This is a genomic window from Stutzerimonas sp. CXK-1 (genome assembly GCF_057738225.1).
On the sequence record NZ_CM173217.1, the window covers coordinates 3,114,530 to 3,128,414 of the forward strand.

The 13,885-nt window shown below is 64.8% G+C and carries 15 protein-coding genes; 7 read left to right on the forward strand and 8 right to left on the reverse strand.

Annotation, left to right across the window (positions count from 1 at the left end):
- Window positions 1-7: 7 nt before the first annotated feature.
- Window positions 8-1,036: an amino acid ABC transporter substrate-binding protein gene (locus tag AC0KXH_RS14800; RefSeq protein WP_061337493.1), complete on the reverse strand. Its 1,029-nt coding sequence runs from the start codon at window positions 1,034-1,036 to the stop codon at window positions 8-10.
- A 291-nt stretch (window positions 1,037-1,327) separates the two neighbouring features.
- Here AC0KXH_RS14800 and AC0KXH_RS14805 point away from each other — a divergent pair, with 291 nt between their 5' ends.
- The 4 genes from AC0KXH_RS14805 to AC0KXH_RS14820 all read left to right on the forward strand — a co-directional run bounded on the left by AC0KXH_RS14805 (window position 1,328) and on the right by AC0KXH_RS14820 (window position 4,831).
- Entirely contained in the window at window positions 1,328-1,984 is a 657-nt protein-coding gene (locus tag AC0KXH_RS14805) for an alpha/beta hydrolase (RefSeq protein ID WP_041104244.1), read from the forward strand.
- Window positions 1,985-2,133: 149 nt separating this feature from the next.
- Window positions 2,134-3,069 (forward strand): GGDEF domain-containing protein, encoded by a 936-nt coding sequence (locus AC0KXH_RS14810; RefSeq protein ID WP_043221596.1) that lies wholly within the window; start codon window positions 2,134-2,136, stop codon window positions 3,067-3,069.
- A gap of 91 nt (window positions 3,070-3,160) precedes the next feature.
- Complete coding sequence (gene rhlB / locus AC0KXH_RS14815) at window positions 3,161-4,564, forward strand: ATP-dependent RNA helicase RhlB (protein WP_041104240.1); 1,404 nt, start codon at window positions 3,161-3,163, stop codon at window positions 4,562-4,564.
- Window positions 4,565-4,666: 102 nt separating this feature from the next.
- Window positions 4,667-4,831, forward strand: coding sequence for a hypothetical protein (locus tag AC0KXH_RS14820; protein ID WP_165562884.1), 165 nt, complete (start codon window positions 4,667-4,669; stop codon window positions 4,829-4,831).
- Window positions 4,832-4,842: 11 nt separating this feature from the next.
- Here the strand turns inward: AC0KXH_RS14820 and moaE are convergent, their stop codons facing one another.
- The 5 genes from moaE to dmeF all read right to left on the reverse strand — a co-directional run bounded on the left by moaE (window position 4,843) and on the right by dmeF (window position 8,746).
- On the reverse strand, window positions 4,843-5,298 hold the full coding sequence (gene moaE / locus AC0KXH_RS14825) for a molybdopterin synthase catalytic subunit MoaE (protein WP_488223622.1): 456 nt from the start codon (window positions 5,296-5,298) through the stop codon (window positions 4,843-4,845).
- Window position 5,299: 1 nt separating this feature from the next.
- Window positions 5,300-5,548 (reverse strand): MoaD/ThiS family protein, encoded by a 249-nt coding sequence (locus tag AC0KXH_RS14830; protein WP_237145067.1) that lies wholly within the window; start codon window positions 5,546-5,548, stop codon window positions 5,300-5,302.
- On the reverse strand, window positions 5,545-6,015 hold the full coding sequence (gene moaC, locus AC0KXH_RS14835; protein ID WP_041104235.1) for a cyclic pyranopterin monophosphate synthase MoaC: 471 nt from the start codon (window positions 6,013-6,015) through the stop codon (window positions 5,545-5,547). The genes AC0KXH_RS14830 and moaC overlap by 4 nt, the downstream gene beginning before the upstream one ends.
- A gap of 96 nt (window positions 6,016-6,111) precedes the next feature.
- Window positions 6,112-7,500: a PhoH family protein gene (locus AC0KXH_RS14840; protein ID WP_061337496.1), complete on the reverse strand. Its 1,389-nt coding sequence runs from the start codon at window positions 7,498-7,500 to the stop codon at window positions 6,112-6,114.
- Between the two features lie 217 nt (window positions 7,501-7,717).
- Complete coding sequence (dmeF, locus tag AC0KXH_RS14845) at window positions 7,718-8,746, reverse strand: CDF family Co(II)/Ni(II) efflux transporter DmeF (RefSeq protein WP_488223623.1); 1,029 nt, start codon at window positions 8,744-8,746, stop codon at window positions 7,718-7,720.
- 140 nt (window positions 8,747-8,886) lie between these two features.
- On the opposite strand from dmeF, the gene yaaA reads away from it, so the two are divergent.
- From yaaA to AC0KXH_RS14860, 3 genes are all read left to right on the forward strand, one after another.
- Window positions 8,887-9,666: a peroxide stress protein YaaA gene (gene yaaA, locus AC0KXH_RS14850; RefSeq protein WP_313305585.1), complete on the forward strand. Its 780-nt coding sequence runs from the start codon at window positions 8,887-8,889 to the stop codon at window positions 9,664-9,666.
- 656 nt (window positions 9,667-10,322) lie between these two features.
- A complete protein-coding gene (locus AC0KXH_RS14855; protein WP_041104227.1) occupies window positions 10,323-11,768 on the forward strand; it encodes a mannose-1-phosphate guanylyltransferase/mannose-6-phosphate isomerase in 1,446 nt (481 codons plus the stop codon).
- Between the two features lie 199 nt (window positions 11,769-11,967).
- Entirely contained in the window at window positions 11,968-12,183 is a 216-nt protein-coding gene (locus AC0KXH_RS14860; protein WP_041104225.1) for a hypothetical protein, read from the forward strand.
- Window positions 12,184-12,202: 19 nt separating this feature from the next.
- On the opposite strand, the gene AC0KXH_RS14865 is transcribed toward AC0KXH_RS14860, so the two are convergent.
- Entirely contained in the window at window positions 12,203-13,672 is a 1,470-nt protein-coding gene (locus tag AC0KXH_RS14865) for a helicase HerA-like domain-containing protein (RefSeq protein ID WP_488223624.1), read from the reverse strand.
- A gap of 29 nt (window positions 13,673-13,701) precedes the next feature.
- Complete coding sequence (locus AC0KXH_RS14870; protein WP_165562881.1) at window positions 13,702-13,872, reverse strand: hypothetical protein; 171 nt, start codon at window positions 13,870-13,872, stop codon at window positions 13,702-13,704.
- Window positions 13,873-13,885: the final 13 nt, after the last annotated feature.

Sequence of the window (13,885 nt, forward strand, 5' to 3'; positions counted from 1 at the left end):
CGGTCGGTCAACGCACCGGCGGCGCGTACTGCAGCCCGCCCTTGTTCCACAGCGCATTGAGGCCGCGCTCGATCTTCAGCTCGCTGCCCTTGCCGACGTTACGCTCGAACACCTCGCCGTAGTTGCCGACCTGCTTGACGATCTGCACGGCCCAGTCGTTGGCCAGCTTGAGATCCTTGCCGTACTCGCCCTCGGCGCCGAGCAGGCGCGCCACATCGGGATTTTTGGTGGTCTTGGCCATCTGCTCGACGTTGGTCGAGGTCACGCCCAGCTCTTCGGCGTTGAGCATGGCGAACAGCGTCCAGCGCACGATATCGAACCACTCCTCGTCACCCTGCCGAACCGCCGGGCCGAGGGGTTCCTTGGAGATCACCTCCGGCAGCACCACGTAGTCGTCGGGCTTGGCGAGCTTGATGCGCTGGGCATAGAGCTGCGACTGGTCGGAGGTCAGCACGTCGCACCGGCCCGACTCCAGCGACTTGGCGCTTTCGTCCGAGGTGTCGTAGGTGATCGGGGTGTACTTGAGGTTGTTCGCGCGGAAGTAGTCGGAGAGATTCAGCTCGGTGGTTGTGCCGGCCTGGATGCAGACGGTCGCCCCATCCAGTTCCTTGGCGCTCTTCACGCCGATGCCCTTGTTGACCAGAAAACCCTGGCCGTCATAGTAGGTCACGCCGGTGAAATTGAGCCCCATCGCGGCGTCGCGCGAACTGGTCCAGGTGGTGTTGCGTGAAAGCACGTCGACCTCGCCGGACTGCAGCGCGGTGAAACGCTCCTTGGCGGTCAACGGGCTGAACTTCACCTTCCCGGCATCGCCGAAGACCGCCGCCGCAACGGCCTTGCAGACGTCCACATCGATTCCCTGATACTGGCCCTTGGCGTCGGCGTAAGAGAAGCCCGGCAACCCGTCGCTGATGCCGCACTGCACGAAGCCTTTCTTCTTCACCGCGTCCAGGGTCGCCCCCGCATGGGTCAGCCCGCTCGCGCCAACCAGCGCTACTGCGCCAAGCACGGCCAGTGTGGATTTCACCCGTGTCATCGAAACCTCCAGTTTGCTTTTTTATTCTCGGGGGCTGGGTCTGCTGCCGACACGGCCAATGGCCGCTTCGTTGCGGAGCCAGCCCTGAGTCTAGTCGCCCACCACCGTTCGGCAACCTGACGACCGATGTCGGCTTGCCATCCTGAGATAGCAAGCGACGTACCAGCCACGCATGCACGGCCGCATCTCCCGGCTCTGCGGGTGCAGCGGGGGGCCGGGAGCGGTTAATCTCGCTCCATCCGCCTCTTCCGCGCCCCAGGATGAGGCGATTCGCCCCGAACTGGAGCCCTCATGAGCAATCCTCTGATCATCGAACCCTCACGCAACGCCGACGCCTGTGTCATCTGGCTGCACGGCCTGGGCGCCGACCGCTACGACTTCCAGCCGGTCGCCGAAGCGTTGCAGCAGCACCTGGACAGCACCCGCTTCGTGCTGCCGCAGGCCCCCACGCGCCCGGTCAGTATCAATGGCGGCTGGAGCATGCCGAGCTGGTACGACATCCTCGCCATGAGCCCCGCACGCGCCATCGACCAGGCGCAGCTGGAAGCTTCGGCACAGCAGGTGATCGACCTGATCGAAGCGCAACGCGATGCCGGCATCGATCCGAAACGCATCTTTCTGGCCGGCTTTTCCCAGGGGGGCGCCGTCGTGCTGCATACCGCGTTCCTGCGCTGGCCAGGCCCGCTCGGCGGCGTACTGGCCCTATCGACCTATGCGCCGACGTTCCCGGAACAGCTCGAACCGGCGCCGGGCATGCGAGACGTGCCGGTGTTCTGCCTGCATGGCCGTTTCGACGACGTCGTGCCAATGGCCATGGGGCGTGCTGCACACGATTGCCTCGCCGCGTCGGGCCTCACGGTGCAGTGGCGTGACTATCCGATGGCCCACGAAGTGCGCCCCGACGAGATCCTCGACATCGGCGCCTGGCTGGCCCAGCGCCTCGCCTGATCGCCACCGCCTGCAGGTCGGCTATGCTTGAACGCACAGCCAACTGCGGAAGCTGAAGGGACTATCGATCCGCCGCCCGGCAGACATTGCAGCGGAGGACCGCTTGCCATGCAGGGCCAGACGCAGCCACGCAGTCAGCGGGCAGCACCATGAAGATCGTCGACCAGCCGGTAGACCCGGCGAGCCTGGAGCGGCTGCGCCTGCTGCACGGTGCCGGCGCGGACGACGTGCGCAAGCTGCTCGCGCAGTGCCAGCTGTGCACCGTCGAGGCAGACGAAACCCTGCTCAGCCCGCGCAAGGCCAATCACCACCTCTATATGGTTCTGGAAGGCAGCCTGACGGTGTATGTCGACTCGCTCGACAGCCAGCCACTCAGAGTCATCGACACCAATGATTGCGCCGGCGAGGTCAGCTTCGTCGACCACCTGCCACCGACGGTCTACGTCGTCGCGAACCAACCCTGTACGCTGCTGCGCCTGCATTCGAGGCACATCGGCGTGCTCGGCGAATCCCCGCACTTGATGCACAACCTGGCCCTGCTGCTCTGCGAGCGCGTTCGCCTGAGCGATCGCCTGATCGTCGACAGCGAGCACAACGCCAACGTCGACATGCTCACCGGCGTATTCAACCGACGCTGGCTGGAACACGCCTTCGAGCGCGACAGCACGCGCTGTGCCATGGCGGGGAGCCCGCTGTGCATGCTCATGCTCGATGTCGATCGGTTCAAGCAGTACAACGACAGCCATGGCCATCTCGCGGGCGATCTCGTGCTCTCGCTCGTTGCGCGTACGCTGGCTGCACAGCTGCGGCCGAAGGACTGTCTGGTGCGCTATGGCGGCGAGGAGTTCACCATCCTGCTGCCCGAACTGGCAGCCGAGGACGCCCGGGCGATCGGCGAGCGGCTGCGCCAGGCCATCGAGCAGGTCCGCAGCATTCCCAGCCCGATCGGCCGGCTGCCTGGCGTGACGGTTTCGATCGGCCTGGCGGTCTGGCAACCCGCCGACCGCCTGGCCGACCTGATCGAGCGTGCCGACCGGGAGCTGTACCAGGCCAAGCAGGGCGGACGCAACCAGCTCTGCGGCTGACCGGACGGCCGGACGATGGCGCAATGCTTCGCCCGCTCGGGCGTCTTGCTTTAAACTCCGGCCAACTTTCCCGTTGACAGAAGAGACGATCGTGCTCAAGGCACTCAAGAAAATGCTTGGCAAGAGCGAAGGCGAGCAGCAAAGCGCCAGTACGCCCGCCACTGCGCCGCAGCCAGCCGCAGCGCAACCCGAACCGCACAAGGCACCGACCGAACCCAGCACCAAGAGCGCCAGCAAGCCACGCCGCAAGCGCGCGCCCAAACCGGCACCCAGCGAAACGCTCTGGAAGCCCGAGGATTTCGTCGTCGAGCCCGCCGAGGGCAAGACCCGCTTCCACGATTTCAGGCTCGCCCCCGAGCTGATGCACGCCATTCATGACCAGGGCTTCAGCTACTGCACGCCAATCCAGGCGCAGGTGCTGGGGTTCACCCTCAAGGGTCGCGACGCCATCGGCCGCGCGCAGACCGGCACCGGCAAGACCGCGGCGTTCCTGATCTCGACCATTACCCAGCTGCTGCAGACGCCGCCGCCGAAGGAACGCTACATGGGCGAGCCACGCGCGCTGATCATCGCCCCGACTCGCGAGCTGGTGGTGCAGATCGCCAAGGATGCCGAGGCGCTGACCAAGTATTGCAAGCTGAACGTGATGAGCTTTGTCGGCGGCATGGACTTCGACAAGCAACTCAAGCAGCTCGAAGCGAAGTTCTGCGACATCCTGGTCGCCACCCCCGGCCGCCTGCTGGACTTCAACCAGCGCGGCGAGGTGCACCTGGACATGGTCGAGGTGATGGTGCTCGACGAGGCCGACCGCATGCTCGACATGGGCTTCATCCCCCAGGTCCGCCAGATCATTCGCCAGACCCCGATGAAGGGCGAGCGCCAGACCCTGCTGTTCTCGGCGACCTTCACCGATGACGTGATGAACCTGGCCCGGCAATGGACCGTCGACCCGGCAATCGTCGAGATCGAGCCGGAGAACGTCGCCAGCGAGACCGTCGAACAACACGTCTATGCCGTGGCGTCGAGCGACAAGTACAAGCTGCTCTACAACCTGATCAGCCAGAACGACTGGACGCGGGTGATGGTCTTTGCCAACCGCAAGGACGAGGTACGCCGCATCGAGGAGCGCCTGACGCGGGACGGCATCAGCGCGGCGCAGATGTCCGGCGACGTGCCGCAGCATAAGCGCATCAAGGTGCTCGAGGGCTTTCGCGAGGGCAAGATCCGCGTTCTGGTGGCTACCGATGTCGCCGGCCGCGGCATCCACGTCGAGGGCATCAGCCACGTGATCAACTTCACCCTGCCGGAAGTGCCGGACGATTACGTGCACCGCATCGGGCGTACCGGCCGCGCGGGCACCAGCGGCACGTCGATCAGCTTTGCCGGCGAGGATGACGCCTTCGCCCTGCCGCCAATCGAAGAACTGATCGGCCGCAAGATCCACTGCGAGATGCCGCCCGCCGAACTGCTCGCGCCAGTGCCGCGGCAGCGCTGAGGCCATACGCCGCGTCCGGCCGCAGTGATGCAGGTCAGCGCGGCGCAGCCTGCCACAGGCTAGAGTTGCCTCATCGCGTCATGCTTGAACAAGGAATACGACATGCAGCATCTCGACTGGCTGATCTTGCTGATAACCACTGGCTTCGTCCTGCTGTGCGTCGGCTACAACTTCCGCGATCAGCAATGGGGCGTGGCGATTCTGGCGGCCGGCGTGCTCACCATGTTCTCCACCCTCGCCTTCAAGATGTACATCACCTTCAGCTGAGCGCGCCCTGCTCAGTCGTGCTTCCAGCGCTGCGCAGCACTCTGGTCGCTTTCACGCCCGTCGACCCAGCGAGGGCCTTCAGCGGTAGCCTCCTTCTTCCAGAACGGCGCGCGCGTTTTCAGGTAATCCATGACGAAGCGGCAGGCATCGAACGCCGCTTCGCGATGCGCGCTGGCCACGCCGACGAAAACGATCGGCTCGCCAGGCTCCAGCGGCCCGACGCGATGCAGCACGTCGCAGCAGAGCAAAGGCCAGCGCTGCTCGGCTTCGGCGACGATCTTCTGCAAGGCCTTTTCGGTCATCCCCGGGGCATGCTCGAGAAACATGCCGGCCACCTCGTGGCCGTCATTGAAGTCGCGCACGTAGCCGACGAAACCGACCACCGCGCCGATGCCCAGGTTCGCCGCATGCAGTGCATTCAGCTCGGCCCCGGGATCGAAGGCCGCTTGCTGGACTCGTACGCTCATTTCAGCCTCCGGTAACGGTCGGGAAAAACGCCACTTCGTCGCCGTCTTCCAGCGCCTCGTCCAGACCGCACAGTTCCTGGTTGCGCGCGCACATCAGATTGCGCTCGGCGAGCAGCTCCCAGGCACCTCCGCGGGCAAGCAGCCGCTGGCGCAGCGCATCGACGCAGGTCAGCTGTTCGTCCCAGTCGAGTTCTTCGCCATCGCTGCCCAGGGTTTCCCGATAACGGGCATAGAACTGCACTTGAATCATGATTCCACCTGCCAGTGTCCACTCTTGCCACCGCGCTTCTCGAGCAGTCGCACGCCTTCGATGACCATCCCCTTGTCCACCGCCTTGCACATGTCGTAGATCGTCAGCGCGGCCACGCTGGCGGCAGTCAGGGCCTCCATCTCCACCCCGGTCTGCCCGGCGAGCTTGCAGACGGCGCGGATGTGCACGCAGTCTTCGCCCTCGGGCGCCAGTTCGACCTTGATGCTGGTCAACAGCAACGGATGACATAGCGGAATCAGCTCATGGGTTTTCTTCGCTGCCTGGATGCCGGCGATGCGAGCAACGGCGAACACATCCCCTTTGGGATGGCCGCCCTGCTGGATCAGCTGCAGCGTGGCGGGCAGCATGCGCACGCGCGCCTCCGCCGTGGCCTCGCGCGCGGTGACGGCCTTGTCGGTGACGTCGACCATGCTGGCGCGGCCCTGAAAATCGAGATGGGTGAGCATGGAAAGTCCTGCTGGCTGGGAAAGCCCGCAGTGTAACGCAGCTGGAAGGCCGAAGCTGGAGGCCGACGAGCCGGCCTCTAGCTCCGGCCGCCCCTCCTACATGTGGGCCTCGGCGTACTCGGCGAGGATCGAGCGCGGCACGCCCTGCAGGGTGATGTGCACGCCATGCGGGAAGTCCTTGAAACGCTCGGTGAGGTAGGTCAGCCCCGAACTGGTCGCCGACAGGTAGGGCGTGTCGATCTGCGCGAGATTGCCCAGGCAGACCACCTTCGAGCCATTGCCGGCGCGGGTGATGATTGTCTTCATCTGGTGCGGCGTGAGGTTCTGGCATTCGTCGATGATGATCAGGCTCTGCTGGAAGCTGCGCCCGCGGATGTAGTTCAGCGATTTGAACTGCAGGGGGACCTTTTGCAGGATGTAGTCGATGCTGCCGTGGGTGTTCTCGTCATCCATGTGCAGCGCCTCGAGGTTGTCGGTGATGGCCCCAAGCCAGGGCTCCATCTTCTCGGCTTCGGTGCCCGGCAGAAAGCCGATGTCCTCGTCGAGCCCCTGCACGCTGCGGGTGGCGATGATGCGCCGGTAGCGCTTGCTCACCACGGTCTGCTCGATGGCCGCCGCCAGCGCCAGGATGGTCTTGCCCGAGCCGGCGGCGCCGGACAGGTTGACCAGATGGATATCCGGATCGAGCAGCGCGTACAGCGCCAGCGCCTGGTGGATGTCGCGCGGGCGCAGCCCCCAGGCTTCCTGATGCAGCAGCGGCTCCTGGTGCAGGTCCAGCAACAGCAGTTCATCGCCCTCGATGCCCTTGATCCAGCCGACGAACCCTTGCTCGTCTAGCACGAACTCGTTGATGTGCACGGCCGGCAGGTTGTCGATCAATTGCACCCGGTGCCAGGTGCGCCCGTGCCCCTGCTGCGTCTCGACGGTGCTCACCCGGTCCCAGAACGAGCCGGTGAGGCTGTGATAGCCGCGCGACAGCTGGCCGACATCGTCGACCAGCTGGTCGGTGTGATAATCCTCCGCGGCCACGCCGCAGGCCCGCGCCTTCAGGCGCATGTTGATGTCCTTGGTCACCAGCACTACCGGCAGCCCGGGGCGTTCCTTGCTGAGGGTGACGACCAGATTGATGATCTTGTTGTCGTTCAGGTCTTCCGGCAGGCCGTTGGCCTGGCCCGGTCGGCTCATGAGGATCGACAGGCTGCCGCAAGGCCCACCCTTGCCGCGCTGGATCGGTACACCTGCCTCGACTTCCTCGGGCGAGGCGCTGCCGAGCAAACGGTCGATCAGCCGGATGGCCTGTCGGCATTCGGCCGCGACCGTGTGCTTGCCGGTCTTCAGTTGGTCGAGTTCCTCGAGCACGGTCATGGGAATCGCGACCTGGTGCTCCTGGAAGTTGAGCAAGGCGTTTGGATCGTGGATCAGGACGTTCGTGTCGAGCACGTACAGGGTGGGCTGGGTCGCGCGGGAGGTACCGTAATCATCCATACCGATCACCTTCGTCGTAGTAGCGGCGACGGAATGCGAATGCTCCGTCGGAGGTGACCGCCGTACGACGACGAGGGTGAGCGGACGTTGGGCGCCGGTGGGCTCGGGGCCACCCAGTGGCCGCCACCTGTTTCGCAGGGTTCGGCGGTCTGGATTTCGTTCTAACGCAAAACATATGACAGGCAAATGACTTTTCGATTCGCCGGCGTCTTTCCCCTCAGTGCGCCGCGGACAAATCGCCCGTTGAACGATGGCCGGGCTCCGCGCAGCGGTTGACCTCGGCCGTCACGTGAACCACCTGCGCGAAGCGTGCCAACTCCCGCTTGTAGCGGTCTGCCGTGTAGTCCTGGTGGGTGACCACGCTGAGAATGCAGCTGTACTGTGCGCGTCCGACACGCCACAGGTGTAGATCGGTGACATCGGTATCGGGCACCGCCTTGAGCGCCGCACGAATCTGGTGCACCAGCGGGTCGTCCATCTCCCGATCCAGCAATGCCTTGCCGGTGTCACGCAGCAGGCCCTTGGCCCAGACCAGAATGACCACGGCGCCGATCACGCCCATCGCGGGATCCAGCCAGCTCCAGCCGAAAAATTTGCCGCCGAGCAGGGCGACGATGGCAGCCACCGAAGTCAGGCCATCGGTGAGCACGTGTACGAACGCGGCGTGCCGATTCAGGTCGCGCCCGCCGGTAGTCCGCTTGCCCGCGTCGTGGTCGTGGTCGTGGTCGTGGTCGTGGTCGTGGTCGTGGTCCTGAGCATGCTGATGGCCGTGCCCCGCGTGCGCATGCTCGTGACGCTCATGCAGCAGCCAGGCGGAAGCCAGGTTGACCAGCAGGCCAATGATGGCGACGACGATTGCCTCGTCGAAGCCGATCTGCGCCGGCGACCAGAAGCGCGCCAGCGACTCGCCGATCATCGTCAGCGCGACCACCACCAGCAGCAGCGCACTGGAGAAACCGGCCAGCACCTCGATTTTCCAGGTGCCGAATGCGAAGCGCTGGTCCCCCGAGTAGCGCCGCGCCAGCAGATAGGCGAGCGCGGCCAGGCCTATCGCGACCATGTGCGAGGCCATGTGCCAACCATCGGCGAGCAAGGCCATCGAGTTGAACAGGTAGCCGGCCGCCACCTCCACCAGCATGGTCACGCCGGTCAGCGCAGCGACCAGCCAGGTCTGACGCTCGGCGCCCTGCTCGAGCGGCCGATAGTCATGGTCAGGGTGCCAATTGGAATGATCACACGCGCTCATGTCACCTCCTCAATGTGTGCAACAAGCTTGCGCCTTGCCCCAGGGGCAAGGTCAACCGCCATCAATGGCTGCGATAGCTGGAGGCGCATTGGGATTCACGCCTAGAATCGCGGCACATCCAAAGGAACGAGAGCAATTCGATGTTGATGGTGATTTCACCAGCCAAGACTCTGGACTACGACACCCCTCCCTCGACCCCGCGCCATACGCTGCCCGAACATCTCGATCAAGCACAGCTGCTCATCGACCAGCTGCGCGAGTACTCGCCGGCACAGGTTGCCGAACTCATGCACCTGTCCGACAAGCTGGCCGCACTCAACGTCGCCCGCTTCGGAAGCTGGAATGCCGATTTCACCCCCGACAATGCCAAGCAGGCGCTGCTCGCGTTCAAGGGTGACGTCTATACCGGGCTCAACGCCGACGACTTCAGCGAGCACGACTTCGACTTCGCCCAGCAACACTTGCGCATGCTCTCCGGGCTGTACGGCGTGCTGCGGCCGTTGGATCTCATGCAGCCCTATCGCCTGGAAATGGGCACCAGGCTGGCTACCGCCCGCGGCAAGGATCTCTACGCTTTCTGGGGCGAGCGCATCAGCCAATGGCTCAACGAGGCGCTCGCCGCGCAGGGTGACGCAGTGCTGCTCAACCTCGCCTCGAACGAGTATTTCGGTGCCGTGAAGCGCAAGGCGCTGGAAGCCCGGGTGATCGATGTCGACTTCAAGGATCTGAAGAACGGCCAGTACAAGATCATCAGTTTTTACGCCAAGAAAGCCCGGGGTCTGATGGCGCGTTATGTGATCAAGCAACGCATCAGCGATCCGGCGCAGTTGCTGCAGTTCGATTACGACGGCTATCGCTACAGTGAGGCGCACTCCTCCACCGACCGTCTGGTCTTCCTGCGCGACAACCCGCCGACCTGAGGCAACCGTCCCACCAAACCGCTCTGGGCTGCCGCTGCCGCGAGCAGCCCCGGAGGCGGCCCATCGACACTGTCGAAATCTCGCCGATCAATGGTTCGCCCACGGGGAACTAACTCTCGGGCAGCACAATCATAAGCGCGTACCAACTCCAGACCGGAAAGGGACGTCGCACATGAAAGTGCTCAGGGTCTTGATAAATGACCGCCCGGCAAGTGCCCGTGGCGTACGGACAACGACAGCAGCGCTGTCACGGCGAGCGGCAGTGGCGAGGATGTCCACCGCCGCTCCAGCCAAGCGCACAGCCCACGGGGCTGTGCCTCCGATCCGCAAGTGCGGCAGGCAACCCGATCACAACAAGTCGACGGCAGCCGTTCCTCGTCGACGACGCCCAGCCCGCACGGCCATCCAGACGGTATCCGGATGGCTTCTTCCTACTGCCAGCGCCACCGCTTCCGCGCGTCGGGAGCCGTTTGGCCATCTGCGGACTAGCCAGTACCGGCAGGTTTCAGCAATCGGGGCATGAGCCTCGGGGGAGCGGTCAGTCGCGCCCACGGGCCTCGCTTTGCCCGGCGCTCGCTGATCTTCAGCCATTCGGTACAGCTGCTGTGCCGACGAACAAGCAGAACGACCTTCGTACACGTTTCAGGAGAAGCAACATGATCCCGGTAATCCTTTCAGGCGGTAACGGCTCCAGGCTCTGGCCCCTGTCGCGCAAGCTGTTCCCCAAGCAGTTCCTCGCAATGACCGGCGAGCAGACGCTGTTCCAGCAAACCGTGGAGCGCCTGGCTTTCGAGGGCATGCAACAGCCGCTGCTGGTGTGCAACAAAGAGCACCGTTTCATCGTCAAGGAGCAGCTGGCGGCGCGCAAACTCGGCGTTCAGGGCCTGATGCTCGAGCCGTTCGGCCGCAACACCGCGCCGGCCATCGCGATGGCCGCGATGAAGCTCACCGAAGAAGGCCGTGACGAACTGCTGCTGGTATTGCCGGCCGACCACGTGATCGAAGATCAACGAGCCTTCCAGCGCTCGCTGGCGCTGGCCACCAATGCCGCGGAAAACGGCGAGATGGTGCTCTTCGGTGTACCGGCCACTCGCCCGGAAACCGGTTACGGTTACATCAAGTGCGACCCGCAGCGCCGCGGCACTCTGCCCGAAGGCATCGAGCGAGTCAGCCAGTTCGTCGAGAAGCCAGACGAAGCGCGCGCCCAGAGCTACGTCGAATCAGGCGACTATTTCTGGAACAGCGGCATGTTCCTGTTCCGCGCCAGCGTCTTCCTCGAAGAGCTGAAGAAGCACGACCCGGATATCTATGACACCTGCTGGGCGGCGCTGGAACGCAGCATTCGCAACGGTGAGGAAATTCTCATCGACCCGGCGACCTTCGCCTGCTGCCCGGACAACTCCATCGACTACGCGGTCATGGAGAAGACCGACCTGGCCTGCGTGGTGCCGATGTCGGCGGGTTGGAGCGATGTCGGCTCCTGGTCGTCGATCTGGGACGTGCACAGCAAGGACGACGACGGCAACGTGTTCAAGGGTGACGTCATCGCCGAGGACACCCGCAACTCGCTGATCTACGCCACCGACAAGCTGGTGACCGTGCTCGGGCTCGAGGACGTGGTCGTCGTCGAAACCAAGGACGCGACCATGGTTGCGCACAAGGACAAGGTGCAGGACGTCAAGAAGCTCGTCGCCAAGCTGGACGCGCGCGAGCGCAGCGAAACCCAGAATCACTGCGCCGTCTACCGCCCATGGGGCTGGTACGACTCGGTGGACATGGGCGGCCGCTTCCAGGTCAAGCGCATCTGCGTGAACCCTGGCGCCAGCCTGTCGCTGCAGATGCACCACCACCGCGCCGAGCACTGGATCGTGGTGTCCGGCACCGCGCAGGTGACCTGCAACGAAAAGACCTTCCTGCTGACCGAAAACCAGTCCACCTACATCCCGGTGACGTCTGTCCACCGGCTGGCCAACCCGGGCAAGATTCCGCTGGAAATCATCGAAGTCCAGTCGGGCAGCTACCTCGGCGAAGACGACATCGAGCGCTTCGACGACGTCTATGGCCGCGCCGAGCAGAGCGCAGAAGCGAACGTCGCGCGCTGATCGACCCGCCTGAACGAGCCCGCGCCTGTCGCGGGCTCTTTTTTGTCAGCCATGCCCGGGTTGCGCATAATGGCCAGTCGCTTGCATGAGCGGGCTTCGCATGTCGGGCCGCTACAAGCGCATGGCCCGAGCACGCCGCCTTCGGTAGCTGACTGGCCGCATTTCTCGATTTACCGCAGTGAGAGACAGGATCCGCTAAGTGACTAAGGAAGAATTACGCAAGGAGCTGGAGCGCCAGGCGCAGCGCTACCAGGACATTTATGGTGGCGAAGTGACGACCTATGCCGCTCACGCCGCGCCCGAACGCAAACCCTGGCGCAAGAAGCCCAGCGTGCAGGAGCAAGCGTTTCAGCAAGAGCTACGCAAAATGGAGCAGGATCGTTCCGCGGACGAGGACGCCACGCCGCAAACCTGACCGGCGCAGCCGCGATGCTTCAGCGCTTGCGCCCCATTAGCGAGCCTAGAAGGCCGCGCACCAGTTGACGGCCGAGTTGGCTAGCCGCCTGGTTAAGCGCACTTCGGATCACCTTGCCAGCGAACTCGCCGACCTGATCGCCAAGCTCGCTCGACCGAGCGGGCCCGGTATCGGTCTCGGGCGCTCGCTGGGCCGCCTGCTGCGCACGAGCCGCCAGGATCTCGTAGGCCGACTCACGGTCGATCGGCCGCTCATAGCGCCCACGCAGCGGCGAGCGCGCCAGGATAGCCGTGCGCTCCTGCTCGCTCAGCGGGCCGACACGCGACTGCGGCGGCGCCACGAAGACCCGCTGTACCACAGCCGGCATGCCCTTGGGCTCCAACCCGCCGACCAGCGCTTCACCGATGCCGAGCTGGGTCAGCACCTCGAGCGCGGAGAACTCGGGGTTGGGGCGAAAGCCATCGGCAACCGAACGCAGCGCCTTTTGCTCACGGGTGGTGAATGCGCGCAAGCCATGCTGCACGCGAAGGCCGAGCTGGGCGAGCACCGGGTCGGGCAGATCCGCCGGCGACTGGGTGACGAAATAGACGCCCACGCCCTTGGAGCGAATCAGCCGCACCACCTGCACCAGCCGCTCCTGCAGCGCCTTGGGCGTATCGCCGAACAGCAGGTGCGCCTCGTCGAAGAACAGCACCAGCAACGGCCGATCGGAATCGCCGCGCTCCGGCAGTTGTTCGAACAGCTCGGCCAGCAGCCAGAGCAGGAACGTCGCATAGACCTTTGGCGCTTCGTGCACCAGCCGCGAGGCATCGAGCAGATGGATACCGCCTCGCCCGTCGGCGGCCGGTGCGAGCAGATCCTCAAGCTGCAGTGCCGGCTCACCGAACAACGCTTCGGCGCCCTGCTGCTCGAGCGTTGCCAGCCGCCGCAACAGCGCCTGGCACGAGGCGCCGGTAACCAGCGCCGCATCCTCGCCGAGCACCGCCGGGCTCTGGCGCAGATAGCCGAGCAGCGCCTTGAGGTCCTTGAGGTCGAGCAACAGCAGGCCCTCGCGGTCAGCGACCTTGAATGCCGCATACAACGCCGCCTGCTGGCTGTCGGTCAGCTCCAGCAGGTTGCCGAGCAGCAAGGGCCCCATCTCGCTCAGCGTAGTGCGCAACGGATGACCGCTCTGCCCGTACACGTCCCACAGTGTGACCGGATAGGCCTGTGGGTGGTGCGCCAACCAGGGCATGCTGGCGATGCGTTCGGCAATCTTGCCCTGCGGTTGGCCGGCAGCGCCGAGCCCGGAGAGATCACCCTTGATGTCGGCGGCGAACACCGCGACGCCGGCATCGCTGAACTGCTCGGCGAGCCGTTGCAGTGTCACGGTCTTGCCGGTGCCGGTGGCGCCGGCGATCAGACCATGGCGGTTGGCCAGACGCAGCAGGTGCGTATTGGCCTGCCCCGAGGACTCTGCGCCAAGCACCAGGCTATCGGTTGTATCCATGTCATCCCCCTAATCAGAGCGTGCGCAGGTCACTCGGCCTCGCGCCTGCGCTGCGCCTGCAAGGCTTCCCAGAGTTCGGCTGCCTGTGGAAAGTCGGTTCCCAGGCGCTCGTCCAGCGCCTGCGGATCGTAGCGCTGGGTACAACCGCTGCCGATGATCGGTGGCGCCTCGGCGGTGGCCTGGTCGAGTGGATGCTTCATCGATACCCAGCCG

Bases quoted from the DNA above. Each gene is read 5' to 3' on its own strand.
- AC0KXH_RS14800 (WP_061337493.1), bottom strand. From the start codon at position 1,036: ATGACACGGGTGAAATCCACACTGGCCGTGCTTGGCGCAGTAGCGCTG.
- AC0KXH_RS14805 (WP_041104244.1), top strand. From the start codon at position 1,328: ATGAGCAATCCTCTGATCATCGAACCCTCACGCAACGCCGACGCCTGT.
- AC0KXH_RS14810 (WP_043221596.1), top strand. From the start codon at position 2,134: ATGAAGATCGTCGACCAGCCGGTAGACCCGGCGAGCCTGGAGCGGCTG.
- AC0KXH_RS14820 (WP_165562884.1), top strand. From the start codon at position 4,667: ATGCAGCATCTCGACTGGCTGATCTTGCTGATAACCACTGGCTTCGTC.
- moaE (WP_488223622.1), bottom strand. From the start codon at position 5,298: ATGAGCGTACGAGTCCAGCAAGCGGCCTTCGATCCCGGGGCCGAGCTG.
- AC0KXH_RS14830 (WP_237145067.1), bottom strand. From the start codon at position 5,548: ATGATTCAAGTGCAGTTCTATGCCCGTTATCGGGAAACCCTGGGCAGC.
- moaC (WP_041104235.1), bottom strand. From the start codon at position 6,015: ATGCTCACCCATCTCGATTTTCAGGGCCGCGCCAGCATGGTCGACGTC.
- AC0KXH_RS14840 (WP_061337496.1), bottom strand. From the start codon at position 7,500: ATGGATGATTACGGTACCTCCCGCGCGACCCAGCCCACCCTGTACGTG.
- dmeF (WP_488223623.1), bottom strand. From the start codon at position 8,746: ATGAGCGCGTGTGATCATTCCAATTGGCACCCTGACCATGACTATCGG.
- yaaA (WP_313305585.1), top strand. From the start codon at position 8,887: ATGTTGATGGTGATTTCACCAGCCAAGACTCTGGACTACGACACCCCT.
- AC0KXH_RS14855 (WP_041104227.1), top strand. From the start codon at position 10,323: ATGATCCCGGTAATCCTTTCAGGCGGTAACGGCTCCAGGCTCTGGCCC.
- AC0KXH_RS14865 (WP_488223624.1), bottom strand. From the start codon at position 13,672: ATGGATACAACCGATAGCCTGGTGCTTGGCGCAGAGTCCTCGGGGCAG.
- AC0KXH_RS14870 (WP_165562881.1), bottom strand. From the start codon at position 13,872: ATGAAGCATCCACTCGACCAGGCCACCGCCGAGGCGCCACCGATCATC.